The sequence below is a fragment of the Leptospira limi genome (assembly GCF_026151395.1).
GTDB lineage: Bacteria > Spirochaetota > Leptospiria > Leptospirales > Leptospiraceae > Leptospira_A > Leptospira_A limi.
On record NZ_JAMQPV010000001.1, the window covers coordinates 2783662 to 2804324 of the forward strand.

At 39.5% G+C, this 20663-nt stretch carries 18 protein-coding genes; 13 read left to right on the forward strand and 5 right to left on the reverse strand.

Features of this window, described 5'->3' with window-relative positions:
- Nucleotides 1–28: 28 nt before the first annotated feature.
- The 11 genes from ND812_RS13045 to lpxB all read left to right on the forward strand — a co-directional run bounded on the left by ND812_RS13045 (nt 29) and on the right by lpxB (nt 13140).
- On the forward strand, nt 29–1435 hold the full coding sequence (locus ND812_RS13045) for an Lcl C-terminal domain-containing protein (protein ID WP_265375796.1): 1407 nt from the start codon (nt 29–31) through the stop codon (nt 1433–1435).
- Nucleotides 1436–1450: 15 nt separating this feature from the next.
- Nucleotides 1451–2125 carry a hypothetical protein gene (locus ND812_RS13050; protein WP_265375797.1) on the forward strand — a complete coding sequence of 225 codons (675 nt, stop codon included), beginning with the start codon at nt 1451–1453 and terminating at the stop codon, nt 2123–2125.
- A gap of 127 nt (nt 2126–2252) precedes the next feature.
- Complete coding sequence (locus ND812_RS13055) at nt 2253–3524, forward strand: Vgb family protein (protein ID WP_265375798.1); 1272 nt, start codon at nt 2253–2255, stop codon at nt 3522–3524.
- Between the two features lie 87 nt (nt 3525–3611).
- Nucleotides 3612–5519 (forward strand): sensor histidine kinase, encoded by a 1908-nt coding sequence (locus ND812_RS13060; protein ID WP_265375799.1) that lies wholly within the window; start codon nt 3612–3614, stop codon nt 5517–5519.
- 171 nt (nt 5520–5690) lie between these two features.
- Nucleotides 5691–6860: an ADP-forming succinate--CoA ligase subunit beta gene (sucC, locus tag ND812_RS13065; RefSeq protein ID WP_100727204.1), complete on the forward strand. Its 1170-nt coding sequence runs from the start codon at nt 5691–5693 to the stop codon at nt 6858–6860.
- Nucleotides 6861–6872: 12 nt separating this feature from the next.
- A complete protein-coding gene (gene sucD / locus ND812_RS13070; protein WP_100727205.1) occupies nt 6873–7763 on the forward strand; it encodes a succinate--CoA ligase subunit alpha in 891 nt (296 codons plus the stop codon).
- 57 nt (nt 7764–7820) lie between these two features.
- Nucleotides 7821–9362 (forward strand): TolC family protein, encoded by a 1542-nt coding sequence (locus tag ND812_RS13075; protein WP_265375800.1) that lies wholly within the window; start codon nt 7821–7823, stop codon nt 9360–9362.
- Nucleotides 9363–9383: 21 nt separating this feature from the next.
- Nucleotides 9384–10838: an SH3 domain-containing protein gene (locus ND812_RS13080; protein WP_265375801.1), complete on the forward strand. Its 1455-nt coding sequence runs from the start codon at nt 9384–9386 to the stop codon at nt 10836–10838.
- Between the two features lie 10 nt (nt 10839–10848).
- A complete protein-coding gene (locus tag ND812_RS13085) occupies nt 10849–11079 on the forward strand; it encodes an FmdB family zinc ribbon protein (protein WP_265375802.1) in 231 nt (76 codons plus the stop codon).
- A gap of 11 nt (nt 11080–11090) precedes the next feature.
- Nucleotides 11091–11957, forward strand: a complete 867-nt coding sequence (locus ND812_RS13090) for an LpxI family protein (RefSeq protein ID WP_265375803.1) — start codon at nt 11091–11093, stop codon at nt 11955–11957.
- The gene (lpxB, locus tag ND812_RS13095) at nt 11926–13140 is read left to right on the forward strand and encodes a lipid-A-disaccharide synthase (protein ID WP_265375804.1); all 1215 of its coding nucleotides are present in this window, start codon (nt 11926–11928) and stop codon (nt 13138–13140) included. Before ND812_RS13090 ends, lpxB begins: the two co-directional genes overlap by 32 nt.
- Here the strand turns inward: lpxB and ND812_RS13100 are convergent.
- The 5 genes from ND812_RS13100 to ND812_RS13120 form a co-directional block, all read right to left on the reverse strand.
- Nucleotides 13123–13485, reverse strand: coding sequence for a hypothetical protein (locus ND812_RS13100; protein ID WP_265375805.1), 363 nt, complete (start codon nt 13483–13485; stop codon nt 13123–13125). The genes lpxB and ND812_RS13100 overlap by 18 nt on opposite strands.
- Nucleotides 13470–15659 (reverse strand): LIC_12586 family protein, encoded by a 2190-nt coding sequence (locus tag ND812_RS13105; RefSeq protein ID WP_265375806.1) that lies wholly within the window; start codon nt 15657–15659, stop codon nt 13470–13472. Before ND812_RS13105 ends, ND812_RS13100 begins: the two co-directional genes overlap by 16 nt.
- A 6-nt stretch (nt 15660–15665) precedes the next feature.
- Nucleotides 15666–16355, reverse strand: a complete 690-nt coding sequence (locus ND812_RS13110; RefSeq protein ID WP_265375807.1) for an LIC12587 family lipoprotein — start codon at nt 16353–16355, stop codon at nt 15666–15668.
- Nucleotides 16355–18370, reverse strand: a complete 2016-nt coding sequence (locus tag ND812_RS13115; protein WP_265357605.1) for an ATP-dependent helicase — start codon at nt 18368–18370, stop codon at nt 16355–16357. The genes ND812_RS13110 and ND812_RS13115 overlap by 1 nt, the downstream gene beginning before the upstream one ends.
- 67 nt (nt 18371–18437) lie before the next feature.
- Nucleotides 18438–19034, reverse strand: coding sequence for a glutathione S-transferase family protein (locus ND812_RS13120; protein ID WP_265375808.1), 597 nt, complete (start codon nt 19032–19034; stop codon nt 18438–18440).
- A gap of 132 nt (nt 19035–19166) precedes the next feature.
- Between ND812_RS13120 and ND812_RS13125 the strand changes: the two genes are divergently transcribed.
- Nucleotides 19167–19709 (forward strand): NUDIX hydrolase, encoded by a 543-nt coding sequence (locus ND812_RS13125; RefSeq protein ID WP_265375809.1) that lies wholly within the window; start codon nt 19167–19169, stop codon nt 19707–19709.
- Between the two features lie 158 nt (nt 19710–19867).
- On the forward strand, nt 19868–20656 hold the full coding sequence (locus tag ND812_RS13130) for a FecR family protein (RefSeq protein ID WP_265375810.1): 789 nt from the start codon (nt 19868–19870) through the stop codon (nt 20654–20656).
- Nucleotides 20657–20663 lie beyond the last annotated feature (7 nt).

Consider the following 20663-nt stretch of genomic DNA (forward strand, 5'->3'; position numbering starts at 1 on the left):
ATCAGAATTACCATTTAGCATTCATATTATGACACAGTTCCAAATTTGGTTATCTCTACTTTGTCTCTGTGTGATTACATTCTTCTCTTGTAAAAGGTCTGATTTAGAAAACTTATGTGATCCAAAATCGGACTTATACAAAAACAGTTTACTTTTACGTTACATTAGCTTTGATGAGTCACCTCATTGTGGTGTCGTTTTAAAAGTAAATCCACCAACCTACTTGATTTGTCCCCCACTCATACCAAAACGAAATGGAACCTTTTTTTTGGAAGCATTTGAAACAGATGGGAATCGGCTAAGTTTTTCAAGTAATCCTCCTCTTCCTCCTGGTGTGGTTTTTTCTTTTTTTTCAAATTCACTCGAAGGCACTTATAATGGTTGGAAGGCAAACCAAGTCCAATTCACAATCACAGCCAGTAACCCAAAAGGAAGTGCAAGTTGTGTTTACAAACCAGCATGGATGGGGAAAACCCCTCCTAAGACCAATATCACAGTGTGTTATGATGGTTCGGGTAATATTGATGCAACTTGTACTGTGATTCCAGGCCAAGATGGCCAACTGCAAAAAGGAATTAACACGAGTTTTGTGGGACCAACTCTTGTCTCTGGAGTTGAGATCACAACCGATTTAGTGACTGGTCTCGTTTGGACAAGTTGTAACCGAGGAAGAACAGGAATTGGTTGTGGAACTGTAGGAACCGATACCTTTACTTATTCTGATGCACAAACTGAATGTACTAGTTTGAATGCAGGTTCTGGATTTGCAGATCGAACGGATTGGCGTGTTCCCGAGATGGAAGAATACTTAACTACCTTTGATCACACCACAGAAAACCCTTCGATTAATTCGACATACTTTCCACAAACAGCCAGTTTTAATTATAAATCCAATACTTCTAATGCAGCAAATACAGGTGCATTTTATCCTACATATATCCAATCTTCGATTGGATTTGGAAATTATTCAGACTTACATTACCTTCGATGTGTGGCCACACCGAGAAATACATTTATCAAACGATTCATCGACCAATCCGATGGAACTATCTTGGATTTAGATACTGCTCTTGTTTGGCAAAAATGTACAGCAGGCCAACCCAATGTTGCTACTTGTTCAGGTGGAACTGATAGTGCATTGCAATGGTCTGCGGCCATTAATTACTGCCAAACTTTATCACTTGCTGGTAAAACGTGGAGACTTCCCAACGCTACAGAATTAATTTCACTAAAGGATTACCGATTTAATTTCGGAACTCCTGGTTTTAATTCTCTCTTCTTTCCCAATACTGCCTCTGCCTCATTTTGGTCTTCAAGCCCTGTCATTGGATCACCATCTACACAAGCATATGTGACTGATTTTGGAGGTTCCGGTGGTGGACCAGCTCTAAAATCGGATACAACCAATCGAACTCGATGTGTCACAGATTATTAAAGGATACGTATTTCATTGTTTTCCAAACTCAAATTTTGTTACTTACTTCTGATTCTCAATACTTGCACAACCGTTGGATTCCACCAAAACTCCATTCGAGAATCTATGTCTTTTGGAGAACAGACAACCTTTCGCGTCTGTGTTGTCAAAGAAACAGGAATTTTGGACAAAGATGTTGCCAATCTTTTTGAAAATTGGAACGAGGAATTAAAACTTTACCAATTAAAGGCAATTCCCGTAGTTCTTTTTGCAATGGAACGACCTGGTTTTTATGGTACAGACATACTCGAATACATGATGAATATGAGAATGCCTGATGGATGTGACCGACTTTTGTATTTAAAAGGCCGAACTTGGGGGGACATTGTTTTTGAAATTGTCACACTTGGAATTTTTGTTGGAGTTGGTATCAAATTAGAATTACAAGGTGCGGTCGAAACGGAGACCAATACAAAAGGATATATCAAAGCCAAATACATATCCACCATACAGTTGTTATTCACAAGTCCAAATTCCACTTTGGTTCATGAAGGTTACCATTTGCTTGGTTGTGGCCACCAATTATTCATGAAAGAATGTTATGAAAGGATAAAAGACGTTAAACTTTTGTTATCTGATCCAAATAGAGATCCCACCTTTTTTCCCGTCATAAATACTTCTGGAAAAAAGATCTTAAAAAGACCAAATTGAGTTCGTCACAATGTCAAAAACTTTACCAACTGCGATGCGGACAATTCCGCAAGTAATCTTTGGGGATTTTTCTAAACTTGATTGCGATTCGAATGCGGTTGCCAGTAACGTCCAATTCAGAACGTTTATGCTCCGAAATCTCACTCTGTTCATTTTTGTCATTTTTTTATCCCATTGTACAAATGGAAATATCTCTAACAATTGTGATGTGGGCTCGGATACTTTTTTAAGTACATTACTATTCCGAATCTCGGTACAGGACAAAAGTTACCAATGTGGTTACAAGATTAACCCTCCTAAAATCCCTGCCTGTTCCTTAAAATATGAGGAAACACATTTACCTGAAAACTGGACTCAGGTCAAACAAGAAGTAGAAACTCAATTTGCACTTGGTTCCAGTGGGTCAGAAACATTAGTACAATACAATCTTACTTCTATTGCGACGGCAGTAGGTACGGGCACAACTGCATTCCAAGGTGCTCTCAGTGCACCAAATGGAAATGTATACCTCTTACCTTATAACTCAACTAAAATTGTCGCGATTAACCCAAAAACAAAAAATTATGAACTAGCAGCAACTGTTCCTGGAGCCGTTGATTTTATTGGAGGAACCTTAGGTCCAAGTGGAATCATTTACCTTTCCCCTCACACCAATAATACATTCTATAAATTTGATACATCCAATCATACGTTGGCGAGTATCACGAGTATTTCGATGGGAGGGGCTGCCTATAATGGAGGAGTTTTTGCTCCCAATGGAAAAATATATTACGTACCAAGTGGGGAAACCACGATCCGGTATTATAATACAATCACAGGAACCATTGGTTCTGTTGCAACTCCTGTGAGTGGAGGAATCTTCGCCAATGGTGTGTTAACTCCCGAAGGTAAAATCTACTTTATTCCACATACGGCAACCAACATACATATCCTCGACACAGTTACAGAATCAGTCACTACGATTCCATTTTCTTTTGGTGGGGCTGCCAATTATATTTCAGGAATTTATACACCTAACGGGCGTATTTATATCATACCATATAATGCTTCGACAGTCTATTACGTAGACACAAAAGATAACAACAATGTTGTTAATGTAGGAACCATTCCAAGTGCGAGCTCCGCAATGTTTAACGGAGTCGTACTGGCACCCAACGGAAAACTCTACCCTATTCCCTTGAATTATGCGAATTTTCTCTCTATCGATTCCAATAGCTCCGAAATCAAACTGTTAATGGCAAATCCAAGTTCAAATTCCTACCGGGGTGGAGTCATTGGGCAAACTGGAGAAATTTACCTCTCGCCCCACAATGCAAATCGTTTTGATTTACTCGACACAAAATCGAATGGAAGTTTTTGTGATTCCGTCCGGCTTTCGCCTTATTGGAATAAATTTTAGTCGAAAAAATCACAATTCTTCACCAATTGTTTCGTCTCATGGTTCTTGAGAAGATAGCGATTCATTTGGAATGGCTACTGATTCCTTATGAAAGAAACGATCAATCAATCAGAGTTCTTCTATTCCTTCGCAAACCAATTGCCCTATTCTGTTTTTTTATTTAAATCAAAATCACAAACGTTTGCAAAAGAGAATTCTTTATTATTTTCAAACTCCAAAGCGATGGAACTCCAAAGAACTCCTAAACTTGGGAGTACTCATTTAAACATTGGATCTCTATTTCCATTTTTATTCGAATCCGAATTATTTAAAAATATCCAAGCTGTTTGGAACGAATACAAACAATGGGAAGAAGTGATCACAAAAAATACGTTCCAGTACTTTGGATTCCAAAACCAAACTTACTTACTCAAACTAACTCGACTGGATTCTATCCATTATACAATTTCGTTGGAAGAGTTAACAGATGCCATCCTTGCAGAAAAAATCCTAAGACAAAAAGAAACAAAACTTGATCGTTTACTAAAGACAATGATCAACGGTGTGGTTGTAGTGAATTTGGAAGGACAAATCCTTTACGCAAATGAGAGTGCATCCGAAATTTTAGATTTGGAATTAGAAAAAATTGAAAACCGATACTTCAGTTCAAAGGAATGGAAACAAATCAGTGAAGATGGAAGCCCATTCCCCGCAGACAAACTACCGTTAGCATTAGCTCTTGGTAAACAAATCACAGTCTACAATTGTGAACATGGAATCATATCGGAAGATGGTCATGTAAAATGGCTAAATGTGAATGCGACTCCGCTTTTTGATGAACATGGAAATTTAGAAGGAGCCACAGCTAGTTTTTTAGATATCACCGAATTAAAAAACACACAAAATACAATCGAACAACAAAATCGTAAACTAACCTCTATTTTAAATGCAATTGAAAGATCAGCCATTGTGAGTGTCACAAATCCCGAAGGGATCATCATACGAGCAAATCCAAAATTTATTAAAATTTCTGGGTTTACAGAATCCGAGATCATTGGATCGGACCATAAAATCCTTAGTTCAGATTATCATAAAAAAGAATTTTGGCAAGGGCTTTGGGAACAAATCAAAAAAGGAAAAACCTGGGAAGGGGTCATTAAAAACAAATCCAAAGATGGTAATTATTTTTGGCTTCAAACCTTTATCCACCCTTTATACAATCTTCAAGATGAAATTGAAGCATATCTATCCATACGATTTGATATCACTGAAGAAATTGAAGCCTTGGAAAATACCAATCGGATGTTACATTTCACCGGGATCCAAAACAATCGATTACAAAACTTTGCTTACATTATATCTCACAACATCAGACAACATTCATCCAATTTCACTTCTCTCATCCAGTTATTGGAAGAATCCAAGTCAGAAGAAGATAAAAAGAATCTGATCGAGATGTTGCATGTTTCCTCCATCCAATTAGAAGAAACCATTTCCCATCTGAATGATATCATCTCCATCAACCAAACATTGAATAAACCAATGGAAGATTGTTCTTTAAAAAAAGAAGTGGATAAAACGCTTTCGATCCTCAGCGGTTCCATTGAATTACGAAAGATCCAAGTGGATGTACAAATTCCAGAAGGGCTTACCATAAGAACTATCCCTGCTTATTTAGAAAGCATCTTACTCAACCTTCTATCGAATGCCGTAAAATATGTTCGTTTGAAACAGGGTGCTTGGATCAAAGTAGGAATCGAAGAAAATAATGAACAAATCACCATTTTGGTCGAAGACAATGGTCTTGGGATCAATTTGGAGAAACATGGGAACAAAATCTTTGGGATGTTCAAAACATTCCACCGTAATGAAGATGCGAGAGGAATTGGCCTTTTTATCACCAAATCACAAGTAGAAGTTCTCGGTGGTGAGATCATTGTGGAAAGTGAAGAACAGAAAGGTTCACGTTTTTTTGTAAGGCTCCCCAAAAACCCAGAGGAAACTCTTCGGGTGTAAAAAGGAAATCGGATTCATCCATCAGCTTTCACATCTCACTTCTTGCGTTCCCACTTTTCTCTTTGTTCACTTCCTTTCAATCCGTCTTGACAATCTCACCCAACCCTTGAGGCTTACCCTAGTGATCCGTTGGCGAAAGCTTTCGGACGAACCAATGACATAAGGAAATCCATGAAAGTCCACGAATACCAGGCCAAAGAAATCCTACGTAGACACAATGCCAACGTTCCATTCGGAAAGGTCATCGACACAGTCGGTGATTTCGAAAAGGCATACAGCGAAGTTGTCCAAAAATCACCAGTAGTGGTGGTAAAAGCCCAAATCCACGCAGGTGGACGAGGAAAAGGTGGCGGAGTTAAGGTCGCGAAGACAAAAGACGATGCCAAAGCAGCAGCTGAGAAAATTCTCGGAATGCAACTCATCACCCCACAAACGGGTCCAGAAGGGAAAAAAGTCCTCAAGGTGTATTTAGAACAAGGACTTGAAATCGCAAAAGAATATTACCTTTCCATCCTCCTCGACAGAGCAATTCGCAAAACCATTATCATGGCTTCCACTGAAGGTGGTATGGAAATTGAAGAAGTTGCGGAAACCCACCCAGAAAAAATCATCAAAATCCAAATTGATCCAGGAATTGGAATCCAAGGTTCCCAAGTCAGAGAACTTGCATTTGCTCTTGGAATCCCTGCAGAAGCACAAAAATCATTCACTGCCCTTGTGAATTCTGTCTACAATGCTTACATCAAAGAAGATGCAGCACTTTTAGAGATCAACCCCCTCATCCTTACCAAACAAAACGAAATCATTGCAGGTGACTGTAAGATGGACTTGGATGAAAACGCACTCTATCGTCACCCAGACAACGAAGCACTCCGTGACATTTCGGAAGAAGATCCTTACGAAGTAAAAGCAAAAGAATACAACCTCAACTACGTGAAGTTAGATGGAAACATCGGTTGTATGGTGAATGGTGCCGGTCTTGCAATGGCAACTATGGACATCGTAAAACTTGCTGGTGCAGAACCTGCTAACTTCCTCGATGTGGGAGGTGGAGCAAACCCTACTACTGTGGAAAACGGATTTAGACTCATCCTTTCCGATCCAAATGTGAAAGGAATTTTTGTGAACGTATTTGGTGGAATTGTTCGATGTGACCGTGTTGCGGTTGGTATCATCGAAGCTACTAAAAAAGTAAACGTATCGGTACCAGTTGTGGTTCGATTGAAAGGAACCAACGCAGAAGAAGGGAAAAAAATCCTGAACGAATCTGGTATGAACATTGTGGGAGTAGAAGGACTCCGTGACGCGGCAGACAAAATTGTCTCCCTAATCAAAAAATAGGAAACTAAAAACATGGCTGTATTAGTAGATGAAAATACAAGAGTCGTTGTACAAGGGATCACTGGAAAAGAAGGATCCTTCCATGCAACGCAAATGTTAGAATATGGTACCAAAGTGGTAGCAGGTGTTACACCAGGAAAGGGTGGACAAATTTGGACTTCTGAGTTCGGAAAAACTGCACCAGTACGCAATACCATCAAAGACGCAATGAAGGAAGACGGAGCAAACGCTGCTGTCATTTTTGTTCCGCCTCCATTTGCTGCGGATGCCATCCTAGAAGGAATCTTTGCTGAAATCCCTCTTGTGGTTTGTATCACAGAAGGAATCCCAACTCACGACATGTTAAAAGTGTACAGTGTGTTACGAAATTCCAAAACAAAACTTGTGGGACCTAACTGCCCAGGTGTCATTAACCCTCGTTATAATGTAAAGATGGGAATTATGCCAGGATTTATCCACACTCCAGGAAACATCGGAATCGTTTCCCGTTCAGGAACCTTAACATATGAATCCGTTGCTTCTCTCACAGCGGCAGGCCTTGGCCAGTCCACATGTATTGGGATCGGGGGAGACCCAGTTCCAGGGATGAACCACGTAGAAGCGGTTCGTCTCCTCAACGAAGACCCAGATACAGAAGGGATTGTGATGATTGGTGAAATTGGTGGAACTTCGGAAGAAGAAGCTGCTGCTTACATCAAAGCTCATGTGAAAAAACCAGTTGTAGGTTTTATTGCAGGTCAAACTGCTCCTCCAGGAAAACGTATGGGCCATGCCGGTGCGATCATTTCAGGGGGAATGGGAACTGCCACTTCCAAAATTGCAGCAATGCAAGATGCTGGTGTGAGTATTTGTGCTCATATTGGGGAAGTAGGAGATAAAATGAAATTGGCCCTTAAAAAATAAGGGCTTTTTTCAAAAAAAACAACTTTGCAGGGGAAATGAGGAGTCTGAATTAAGAGTATGGAACAACGTTCATGGGTTTCTAGTGCATTGGTTCTCTTCATTTCCTTCGGCCTTCTCGCTGCCGAATCGGACGAAAAAGGGTTTACCTTAAGTTTAAAGGATGCGGTTCGGTATGCCATTGAAAACAACCGCGAAGTGTTACAAGCACGTTTGGAATTAGCAAAAGCTGATACCAATTTGATGAAATTTGAAGCCAAGTATTCTTGGCGTGCGATTTCCAAAGCAGAAATCGACCAAAAGAAGTTTCCTTTTAACCAAAACAACATCTTCACGGGAACAAAAACCCAAACCAACACATACAGTGCTGGTCTTGAAAAACTCTTCACAACAGGAACTTACTTCAAACTAGAAGCAAGGTCACAACGTTTTGACTCAAATGCGTTTGAAAATCCAAACCAAACTCCTGCTGGATTTACAGCTTTAGGCCTCCCTCCTCTTTATACGGATTCCTTATCTGTTACCATTGCCCAAGACTTACTTAAAAATGCGTTTGGTGCCAATGAAAGGAATATGGAAAAAATCCTAGAAAACCAAACAGAAATCATGCGGGAACAAATGGAAGACCAAGTTGCTTCCAAAGTGGTATCTACTCTTGTTGATTATTGGAATTACTCTGTAAAAGAATCGGGATACCAAACCTTCGAACAATTGTTAAAAAATACAAAAAATGTAAGGGATCTAACGATTCGTAAACAAGGGCTTGGACTTTCGGAAAGTTTCGAAGTGAACCAATGGAATGCCCTACTTTCCCAAGTGGAAGGCCAAATGGCCCAAGCAAGTGCCGAAAAGGAAGAAGCGAGACGAAAACTCATTCGTTCCCTGAACCTTCCTGAAGACACTGTGTTCCAAAAGACAACTCCACTTTCTGAAACTTTACCAGACAAATTGGACTACCAATCTGATATCGACTACGCCTACAAACACAGAGCTGATTTCCGTGCCATCCAAAGGAAAAAAGAAAACGCAGAACTTGCTATGAAGATGGCAAAAAACGAAGCCCTACCATCGTTAAAAGCAGCGGGAACGTATGGTTACCAAGCTCAAAATACCATTAGCCCTCAAAATAATTATTCAGACAGCCGCCATGGCGTTTTTTCCTACCAGTACCCAGTGATGCAAGGGTCTCTTGACTTGAGTTACCCCATCATGGACAAAGGGGTCAAAGTTGGAATCCGTGATGCAGAAATCCAAAAAAGACAGGTTTCGTTAGAGGAAGCTGATTTGGTCAAAGCCGTTTCGGATGATGTCAAAACAAGAATTGATATTTTAAAAGCATCTTTCCGAGTGATGGAAAATGCAAAACGTACGGAAGAGGAATCTAAAAAATACTATAATGGTGTTTTACGTTCCTTCCAACAAGGCAGGTTCAATGCACTTGCCGTAAAAAATGCACTGGACACATTGGTACAAGACCAGTTATCACTTGTAAGAGCAAAAGTTGACTACAACATCAATTTACACAGATACTATGTGGCAAAAAATGCATTATTCGAAGAATACGGAGTGGACCGAGCCAAACTCCTTCCTGAAAATCTTTAAGAGAAAAACGGGAGGTAACGTTTGATTCGCTCCCGTGTTTTTTTTGTTATTGGATTCCTTTTTTTACTCGTTATCCTTTTCACTTACACCTTTGTTGATTTCCGAGAACGAGATGATAAAGCTTACGATCTCCACCAATCAGGTTCTTATTTAAAAGTTTTAAAACTGTATAAGGAATCCGAAATTCCAACAAGTGAGTTAGAACTAACGATTTTATCCCAATCCTTATCCCAATTGGAAAAACAAATCAATGGGAAAGACAACCAAAAAGAACTCTTACAGTTTTTCCAAAAAAGAAATGATACGAAACTTTTAGAATGGGACACCACAAGAGGGACTTATTACCATATTGAAGATCCATATTTTTCTCATTTGAAAAAACATGGAACTGGTTACAAACGTGCACTCATCACAAAAATCAATTCCATCATCAAACCCATACCTAAGGCGGAAGTCACACATTTCCTACTTTTATTGATTTTAGAAGATCCGAGAGGTATGGAAGAAAGTTTCAGTGATGCATTATCACACTTACTTACCTTTCCTTTTGAACCGATAGGCGAAATTGAAACAGGATTTCTCTTACAAACCTTACATTTTTTATCACAAGTTTCAGGGACCAATCTTTACCACCAAACAGCCACCATTCGAGGAAAAAATGTAAACCTTCGTAGTGGGCCTGGAAGGGAAAATAGTGAAGTGGGAAAAGTAAGTGAACCAGAACCTACAATCTGTTTGGAAGAAGATGGTGCAGAAGAAACCATCGCCGGAAACGAAGGACATTGGAAACGATGTTATTTTCCAAACACACAAAAAACAGCATGGGTTTTTTCTGGGTTTTTAAAGGAAACCTTAGCGGATGAAACTCTCACAAGTGAATTTGAAAAACGTTTCAAAGCGGTAGACAATGAGATTCGGATTGATTTTGAAGGATGGGACGGGAAAAAAATCCCACAAACTTTTTTTGGAAATTACATTCCGAGGGAATCCATTCGCGTATATGGAGAAACAGGATTTCCCATTTATGGATCAGACACCAAAAACCCAAGTTCACAAAGGATCTGTAAAAAACTTTCCGGGAACAAAAACTATTTTGAATTCTCTTTTATGCCAACCGATTCAGAGACTCCCATTCCCTTTATCGAAATTCACGTCCAATACAACCACTTAGAACATTTAGCATACTCAATCTCTCTCGACCAAACTTCGATTTGGGTCAATAAAAACCGTTATGTCCTCGACGGTGCCAAAAGGAGAGAAAATCTGTCCTTACATATAGAAAACAGGCAAGGTGACAAATGGAGCGCAAGCCTCTGGAGGAGGAATACTGGCCTCATCCAATCCATTCGATCCTATCCTCTCTCTGAAACCATGCTTGAAGCAGGCAAGTATTCTTGGGAGATTTGCCTTCCGCTTGCGACCAAACCAAACAGAGACCATGTCTTATTATTTGAAGTGAGAACAGGAATCCATTAGAGGAGATACTATGGCAACTTACGACTACCACTGTAACACATGCGGAAAAGACTTTGAACACGTACAATCCATGAAGGAAGATGCTTTAACGGAATGCCTTTGTGGACAAAAAGGTTCTGTAGAAAGACGAATCTCGGCAAGTGCAGGGATCATTTTCAAAGGATCAGGATTTTACGTCACAGACTACAAAAAAGAAAGTACCCCATCCACACCTTCTACTAGCGATTCTGGTAACGCATAAAAGGACCAGCATTGGCTTCAAAAGGTAGATTGGCAATCATCGCTGGTGGTGGAGAGCTCCCCCATATAGGAATGTTGGAAGCTCTCGCTAGCGGCGAGGATCCATTGTTTTTGGGACTCATCGAATCAGATTTTTCTCCACGAGGACACGAGTCTAGGACCATTCCCGTCCACATCACCCAAGTCGGGAAAATTTTAAAAACCATCCAGAAAGAAAAAATCTCGCGAATCCTGATGCTTGGAAAAGTGAGAAAGGATCTCCTTTTCCAAAAACTCAAATTTGATCTCAAAGCACTTTCCATCCTTGCCAAAACTATCAACCGAAATGATTACCCCATTTTCCTTGCGATTGCCGATGAGTTTGAAGCGATGGGAGTAAAAGTGATTTCACAAAAGATCTACTTACAGTCTCTCCTCCTCAAAGAAGGAAGATACACACCCAAAAAATTCAGCACCCAAGAACTAAAGGACATTGAATTTGGAATGTTCTACGCTGAAAAAATGGCTGATTTGGATATCGGCCAAATGGTTGTTGTGAGTGATGAATCGGTCATCGCTGTGGAAGCAGTGGAAGGAACGGACGAAACCATTCGTCGTGGTGGCCATTACACCAAAAAAAAAGGTGATGCAGTTGTTTGCAAAAGTCCAAAAGCAAAACAGGACGAACGATTTGATTTACCAACCATCGGAATTCACACCTTCCAAGTGATGTTAGAAAGTGGATGTAAAACATTGTGCATCAGGGAAGGTGAAACGCTTGTTGTCAATCCGAAAGAAACAATCGAATTTGCCACAAAACACAAATTAAACTTTTGTGTCCTCGGTAAAAATGGAAGTAAGGTTCTCAATGGTAGCCAAAAAAAAGTCACATCGATCTAATTCTAAAAAAAACATTCTAGTCATCGCAGGAGAACATTCAGGTGACCTCATTGGCGCAGATCTTTTGCAAGAATTAAAACTAATCGAACCTGATTACCATTTTTATGGGATAGGTGGAGAAGGAATGATCCAAAATGGCCTTGAGTCATTGGAAGAAATGGAAAATCTCAGTGTGATTGGATTTTCTGAAGCGATTAAAAAGTACAGTTTTCTAAAAAAAGTTTTTTATCGATTGTTAGACGAAACCACACACAGACCAACTCAGCTTGCCATCCTAATCGATTACCCTGGATTTAACTTACGTTTGGCGAAGGAGCTAAAATTACGTGGGATTCCAACCGTATTTTATGTATCTCCACAAATTTGGGCTTGGAAATTCAAACGAATCTTTTTTATCAAAGAACACATTGCATTAATGCTAACACTTTTTCGATTTGAAGAAGAGATATACAATGAGTATGGTGTGAATGCAAAATTTGTAGGCCACCCCATTACCAAAAGGATTCCAGAAAAATTAAAAAAAGAGCCAGTGATTCCAGAAAAACTTCCGGACCCTCACCATGGTTATACGGTGGGTTTATTACCTGGATCCAGAAAAGGAGAAATCCATCGACTCATAGATCCCATTCTAGGAACCGCAGTTTTACTCCACGAACAATGTAAGGTAGAAAAAAAGAAAATTGTATTTTTACTTCCGAATATCAACCAGAAGGAAGAAAGTTTTATCTTAGATAAAATCAATCTTGTCAAAACAACACATCCAGATATCCAAATCCACTATCTTTGGAATTCCTCTCTTCGTGTGATGGAAGCAAGTGACCTACTCCTCATTGCTTCAGGGACAGCAACATTAGAAGGTTTGTATTTTGAAACTCCAATGGTGATTTTGTATAAAGTCAGTTTATTTACCTATTTTTTAGGTTCACTACTCATGAAGTCCAAGTTCATAGGTCTTGCCAATATTCTGAGTGGGGAAGAAGTTTGCCGTGAAATCACTCAAAATGAGTGTAAACCAGAATACATTGTTTCTGAGGCTTGGAAAATCCTTTCCAATACAAAACTCAGAAATAAAATCAAAGGTATTTTACGAGAGGCTAAAGAAAGAGAACTGGGAACAAATAATGCTTCGAAAAAAGCGGCAAGAGAAATCCAAAATCTTTTAAAATCAATTCCTTCGGATTAATCGAACAACACGGTTTTCCCAAGTGCCAATCCATGATTTTGGTTTGATATCAGAATACAAAAAATAACCTTTGACTGACTCTTCGTCGAAAGCCCGAATCCGAATCCCAACCGAATCCATATCAAGTTCCAAACCTTCCTTCCCATCGATGAATACATTTTTCTCTTCTGGATCAATTTGGAGTTGGTGGATTTTGTTTTCCCATTCCAGGGTCCACTCACCTTTAAAATTTGGTAAACTGCTTAGGCTCGGGACAGTGTCAGCTGGGTTTGACTTTTCAGAACATTGAAACATACCTAAGATCAAAATGGAAAATAATACTAAAAATCTCATTTGAACAAGCATTTGTTCTCCTCCTCTGAAATCGAAAAATTCCCTCTAGTATCACCAATCAGGCCATACACTGTCATCTGGTAATTGCCATTTTTATTATTACCATACCCTTTTAGATCGATGGCCCCACTTCCACTGGTGACAACAACATCGGATAAATAATCCAAATCGGAATATCGATTGAGAGTAAATTCCATATCAAATGGTGACTGTAATGGTTTTAAATCCACATTGCCCTTTACAATCAAATCTCCATCCTTTAAATTGATTCCAAATAATTTTAAGGAATAGGATGTCCTAGCATCCTTATGCAACATATAATAATCACTTCCAATGCTATTGAAACTAAAATCCATACTCACATTGGTAGGTTTAAGTTCGGTGCCACACATGACCATCCAAGGTTCCGACCATGGGTATTCTTTTAATAGTAAGTTCAAACTAAAGTTAGGTGTTTTACTTGCGAAATAAGAAACCATGGAAACTTTCGAATCTACATTTCCCAAACCTAAGTTGAAATTAAACCTACCATCTTTGACTGTAAAATTACCTTTTGATTCTCCTAAAGATTTTGCCCCTCGGTAAGGATAAAAATTTGTAATGTGGATACCTAAATCAAAATTCATGGATTCTAAAAAGTATTTGTAGAGTTTTGTTTGGTAAAAATACTCTTCTGGAATTAGTTTTTCTTGCCTTTCTCGAATTTCTTCTAAAGTTTCTTTTTTCCAATCTTCATATAATGGTTTCCAATCATTCGCCGTTAGTTCCGTAGTCTGAAAACTAAGTTTGGATTTGGAAGTCATTGGGTAATAATAAGATCCATCTATTTTTTTGGAACGACTCCAATCAGAAGATCCAGATCCTACTAAATGAGAAGGTTTCCCAAATATTTCAGCATCTAAGTTTAAATCCCATTCTTGGTTTGGTTTAAATTTGAATGAAAGTTTTGTATTTTCAATTTGCACAAGTGAAGAATCAAGTTTAATCTCATTTCCATTCACTTCCCCAGAAAGAGAAAACCATTTGTTTTTTTCACCCGTTTCCTTTAATTCAATATTTCCACGCAATTCACCAAACAATGGGAAACGAACAAATCCAGAAATGTCAGTAACATGTTCAAATATATCTTCTAAAGCCCCAATCTGAAATTCAATTTTGCGAAAAAGCAAAGTTTCCTTCGCCATCTGAGACAATACTTGTGATTTGATTTGGAACTCATTCCCAATGAATTCTCGCTCTTCTAAATTTTCGGTAAAATGGAACTTCTCACGAAACCGGAAACCTTCCAGGAGATAGTTTTCAAAAAATGGAATGATGATGAATGAGTTTTCGAATTCAACCTCCCCATCCATCACAAAACCAGAATTTGGATTGGAAGATATTTTACCTTCCCCCGATAAAACTGCAGATTGAACATTAGCACCAAACAAATAATTGGTGAGTAAAATTGCTTCCTCTGAAGGATAATTTTTCCAAAAAAATTCAAATTGATATTCATTCAAATTGGTCTCGGAAAACTCACCTTCACCTTTGATTCGAGTTGTATTCGGAACCCAAAACCAACCATTTGTATATTTTAGATAAAGACGTTTGTTTTTTCGAAGTAAATCGATATCCCAACCTTCTTTCCAATCCACCAAAGTTGTATCTGATTTTTTAACTGTGAGTTTTGCATCGTGGAATCGGATGTCTTTGATCCGACTCGTTTGTGCATACTCGATTAACCGATTCCTTAAACTGGTATCTTCGTTTAAAACTAATTGTGGACTGTAAAAATCAATCCGTTCCACCGTAGGAGATTCTTTGAAATAACTTGAGAGTCGAAAGGTTACCTTTTTAACCTTCAACATATGGTCGTTAAACGAAAAGTCTTCTTCGTTTGAAACAACCAAATCTTCAATGATCAGACCTTCCCTTAACGAAAAATCGAGTACACCGATGTCAACGGCTTTGCCTAATTCTTGGTTGATGGTTGCCGCCACAACCTTACGAAGTTTTACGAGTGGAATCCTGTAGTTACGAAGGTAAAATTCTAAACCATAGTATGAGAGGACAAAAAGAAAAAATACAAAACCAAGAGCTATAAATGAAAATAGAACCCGTTTGTTTTCACGGATTCTATTGAGTACGAATTCTAAGTTTTGTTTCCATTCAAGGAAACGATGTGTTGGGAAAAAACGTTCCAAAAAATCTTAGAGTTTGCCCTCCGGCTGTAACACTTCCAAACATTCTTTTTGAATGGACTTTAAGGTTTCATTGTTTGGAAATTCTTCCAAACCAAGGTTTGCTACTTGTAATCCTTTTTGGTAAAAACCAGTGTTTTTGTATTCGAAACCCATTTTGAGATAGGTCTTTGCAGCCGTTTCATAATAGAATTCGTCTTTTTTCTGATTCCCTTTTGTGTAGGTTTTGGTAAGAGTCGCAAGTGCGGGGTAATACTCTCTTTCTGCCACAAGGGATTGCACCACAAGTTTTTTACGTTCCATTAGGTTCGTGTTTTTATCGAGTTTTTCCGATTGGTTTAAGAATTGGATGGCTTTGCTATATTCGTTTTTTCCAATATAGGCTTTTCCCATTGCCAAATTCCACTCAGACAATTGCACAGGATTTGCTTTTGCCTGGTTCACTTGGCTGAGGGTTGTGATCGTTTCTTCATAACGACCTAAATCGAGTAATAACTTTCCCTTTTTGATGATTAATTTGTCACGGGATTCGTCAGATAGTGTAGAGGATTTGAGATCAGCATCGATTGCTTCGATTTGGGCCAAATGAGACCCTGTGTTGATTTTGGAAACTCCTGGGCGGATGGTTTCCTTGTTTGATGCGCAATTTTCAAATGCCACTACCAACAATAGGAGGGTGAGTGGGAGAATCGATTTCATTAGCCTACCTTTAGTTTGTCTAATTCCTCTAAGAAATTCTTAGTTTCCGTGTCTCTATCCTTCGTTTCCATTGGGAAAAAAAGAACAGCGTCCTGAGACAGCTCGTTTAAAAACCGAGAGGGGGCACTCTCGATTTGCTCCCCAAATTTGCGTCTTGTACGAGCCGAAGTCAAGTACAATTTTCGCCTTGGGCGAGTCATACCCACGTAGAGAAGGCGTCGTTCTTCATCGACAACTTCCCCTTCTTCTTCTATAACACGTGAGTTCGGTAAAATTCCCTCTTCAAGTCCCACTAAAAATACTAAATCGTATTCGAGTCCTTTGGACTGGTGCATGGTGAGGAGTTGCACCCGTCTGTCCTCTTCATCTTCTTTCGGTTCGTCTTCCATGAGGAGGACTAACCTTTGTAGGAAGTCAAAAATCGTGGCCTTTCCTTCCCTGCCCTCTTCTTCTTCAAAAAAGGACAACATGTTCACAAGTTCACTCAAATTATAGATCCGGGCTTTGACCACCTTCTCTTCGGTCTCTTCCATGGAAATTTCCCGTTCGAAGCCAATCTGGGTGATCATTTCCCGAAGGACTGGAGCTAGTTTCGGAGACATGGCAAACTTCTTTTTGAAAGCATCCACTAGTTCCACAAATTGGTAAATTTCTTGTCTGACCTTAGCCTTTACTTCGGGCAAATAGTCGGGACTCTCAATCATTTTATGGAAGATTTCATACAATGAGAGTTTGTGGGTAAAGGCTTCTTCCTGGAGTTTTTGCATGGTTCCTGGACCAATCCCCCGTTTTGGGTAGTTGATGATGCGAAGGAGGGAATAATCATCCTTTGGGTTTGCCACGTAACGAAGGTAAGAAATACAATCGCGGATTTCCTTCCGATCAAAAAAATTATAACCACCCACTACTTTGTAAGGGATACTACGGTTACGAAGTTCCTCCTCAAACGGGCGTGATTGGAAGTTCGTACGAAAGAGGATGGCAATTTCTTTTCCCTTAAATTCATTTTTGATGAGTAAGGTTTGGATTCTGCCTGCTACAAAGATGGCTTCTTCCCTTTCATCCGCAGTTTCATAGTATTCCACTCGTTCGGCGGAAGGAATCCGGCTGTACAAGGTTTTTTCCTTTCTGCCTTTGTTGTTTTGGATGAGAGAGTTTGCAGCTTGGATGATGAGTGATGTTGACCTATAATTTTCAAGTAACCTCACCACTTTTGCATGAGGGAATTCCCTTTCAAAATTGAGGATGAGTTGCACATTGGATCCGCGGAAAGCATAGATACTTTGGTCATCGTCGCCTACCACACAAAGGTTATCACTGTTCCCACGAAAGAGAGATAAAAATTCATATTGGAGTTGGTTTGTGTCTTGGAACTCATCCACAAGGAAGTATTCGTGTTTTCTTTGGTAATAGGCTGCAATTTCAGGAAATTCAGCTAACAGCCGTTTGGGAAGTAAAATCAAATCGTCAAAGTCGATGGCATTTTTTTCTTTGAGTCCCTCTTCATACAGGGAAAAAACTTCAGCAGCTACTAAATCAAACTCACCTGTGAGGCCATTGTCCTTGGGGTGGACTTGCGTATTTTTAGCATACGAGATACGTCGCAGGATTTCTTTCGGGGGAACTTTTTTCGGATCCAGGCGTTTGGATTTTAAAAGGTCGGAAACAAAGGCTTCTTGGTCAGTCCCGTTAAAGAGTAAAAACGTTTCGTTGTAACCTAGTTTTGTGATGTGTTCTTTTAGGATCTTTAGGCCTAACGAATGGAAGGTAGAAAGTGTGATCCCTTTCAGTTTTTCCCTTGGAACCATCTTTCGCAGACGTTCAGCCATTTCCTTTGCACTTTTATTGGTAAAAGAGAGAGCGACGATTTTACTCGCTGGAATTTTCACTCCCTCCACCATATGGGCGATCCGGTTGGTAATGACGCGGGTTTTCCCTGACCCTGCTCCGGCAAAGACAAGAAGGGGACCTTGGATGGTGGAAACAGCTTCCATTTGTGCCGCATTCAATTTCATAGGGAGTCCAGTAAGGGACATAATCCAGTGAAATCAAATGGGGTCGAGTAAAAAAGGTTTGAGAAGTTTACTTAGGTGCCGTTTCCATCCAAGATTTGTTAGGACCATGGAAATTCAGAAAATTGACAAAAATTTCCTCTTCGAGAATAGGCAATACAGAACGAAATCGCATCCAATCCAATGTGGAATACAGTGCGATCTCAGATAAACCCACTTTCCCATCGGAAAAGAAATAGTTACCACTTAACTCCCGTTTAATGAATTCCAAAATAGAACTGATCCGAAGTGCATTTTTAGTTAGGTAAGGAGCGGCATCCGGTTTGATCCCCTCCTTATTCAAATAAAAGAGGAGAATGGCATTGTCAAGAGCTTGGTCAATGGCTGTGAGTAGATTTGCCTCTCGGTAAAAATGGTCACCTGCTTTCGGACGAAACTTACCAGGTCCTTTTGTTTCCAAAATATAATCAGTGATGGTGTGGCTATCCCAGATTTTGACATCATCTGTTTCTAAGTATGGCACTTTCCAAAGTGGATTTTTTTCCCTGAGTTCTTTTTGCCCAGATTCTGTCATCGTATCAACCAGTTGGAAAGGAATCCCGAGTTCTAAACAAAGGAAACGAATGCGTCTGACGTAAGGGGAAGTGATGCTACCGTATAATTTCATAAGGAAAGGTTTTCAAACTATGCTTCTTCTAGCAAGGAGTAAGATTGGAACTTCTAAAAAAAGCTAGTCAATCCTTTGAACACAAGATTGCATTGGAGGTGGTACCAAATTGAAACTAAGGAACGAAATCAATTGAAAGAACGAAAAAATTGGAAAGACCTATTCCCTACTCCCATTTACACTCTGGCATCTTTCGATATCAAACTGCCACGTTCGGAACAAGAAAAAACCTATTATGTATTAAAATCAAAAAACTGGGTGAATGTGGTTCCCGTCACCAAATCTGGTGAAATTTTACTCATCAAACAATACAGACATGGGATTGGTGAAGACAGTTTAGAAATTCCAGGTGGCATCGTGGATGAAGAAGGACCAGATAGTGAGTTAACATCCGTCATCCGAGAGTTACGAGAAGAAACAGGTTATGCAACTGATCCAAAGAAAATCAAATTATTGTCAAAATTTTCTGGCAATCCGGCAATGTTCACCAACTGGTCGTATTCTTACGTAGCCTATGATGTGGAACAACTCCACGATGTTGAGTTTGATGAAGGAGAAGACATTGAAATCGTTTTAAAATCTCCAGACGAAGTCAAACAACTGTTACTTGATGGAATAATCCATCACCCTCATATGGCCGCTGCACTTGGAATTTATTTTTTACAAGAAGGCTAGAAACTAACTTCGATAAGGGTACATTTTCATTGGATTCGGAAATTTTGGTTCGATTCTTTAGATCATTCGAATCCTTTGATGGAAATCTTCGTTTAGAAAAATCCCCAAGATTTACGAAATCGCTGGAAATTTAAACAGAAGTTTGAGAGAGTATGTATATGAGAAAGTCCATCGTACAAACTATCCTAGTACTTATCATAATGTTATGCCAATTCCCAGTGATGGCAGAACCAGATGCGGCATTGGAACCCATTACCATCACCGTCCAAAAGGGAGAAACTCTTTCTCTCATATCGGAACGCCACCTATCAGACCCGAAACGTTGGCCAGAACTTCTGAAATACAATAAAATCCCCAATCCTGATTTGATCAAACCAGGTCTTTCTCTTGTGGTGCCTGTTTTTTTAAGAAAGGCAGTTGTAGGTGTGACGGAATTTGTGATGGGACAAGTGGAATGGAATGGTACTGGTGGAAAAGGACCTTGGACTCCACTCAAACTTGGCCAAGAATTACATCCGAATGATCAAATCAAAACAAATGGAAAAGGAAAAACGGACATCCACATCAACCAAGTTGGAATGGTTCGCATCTTAAACAATAGCCATTTTGAAGTGAGAGGTGAAGAGAAAAAAGGTGGTCCTGTTACAGTGGCTCTCTTTAAAGGAAGCCTCGATGCAAAAGTGACGAAAAGTGATCCACCAACTGCCAACCATAAATTCAATATTGTTAGCCCTTCTTCTACTGCCGGTGTGAGAGGGACTGAGTTCAGAGTAGAACTCGATGAAAAATTAAGTTCCACAATCTCTTGTTTCGAAGGTGTTGTGGATGTAAATGCACAAGGGAAAACAGTAGAACTCACACAAGGAATGGCAACCTTCGTCGAAAAAGGAAAGTCACCTGTACAACCTTATAAAATTCCAGAAGCACCTCGTATCAAAGAAGAATAGAAGGGAT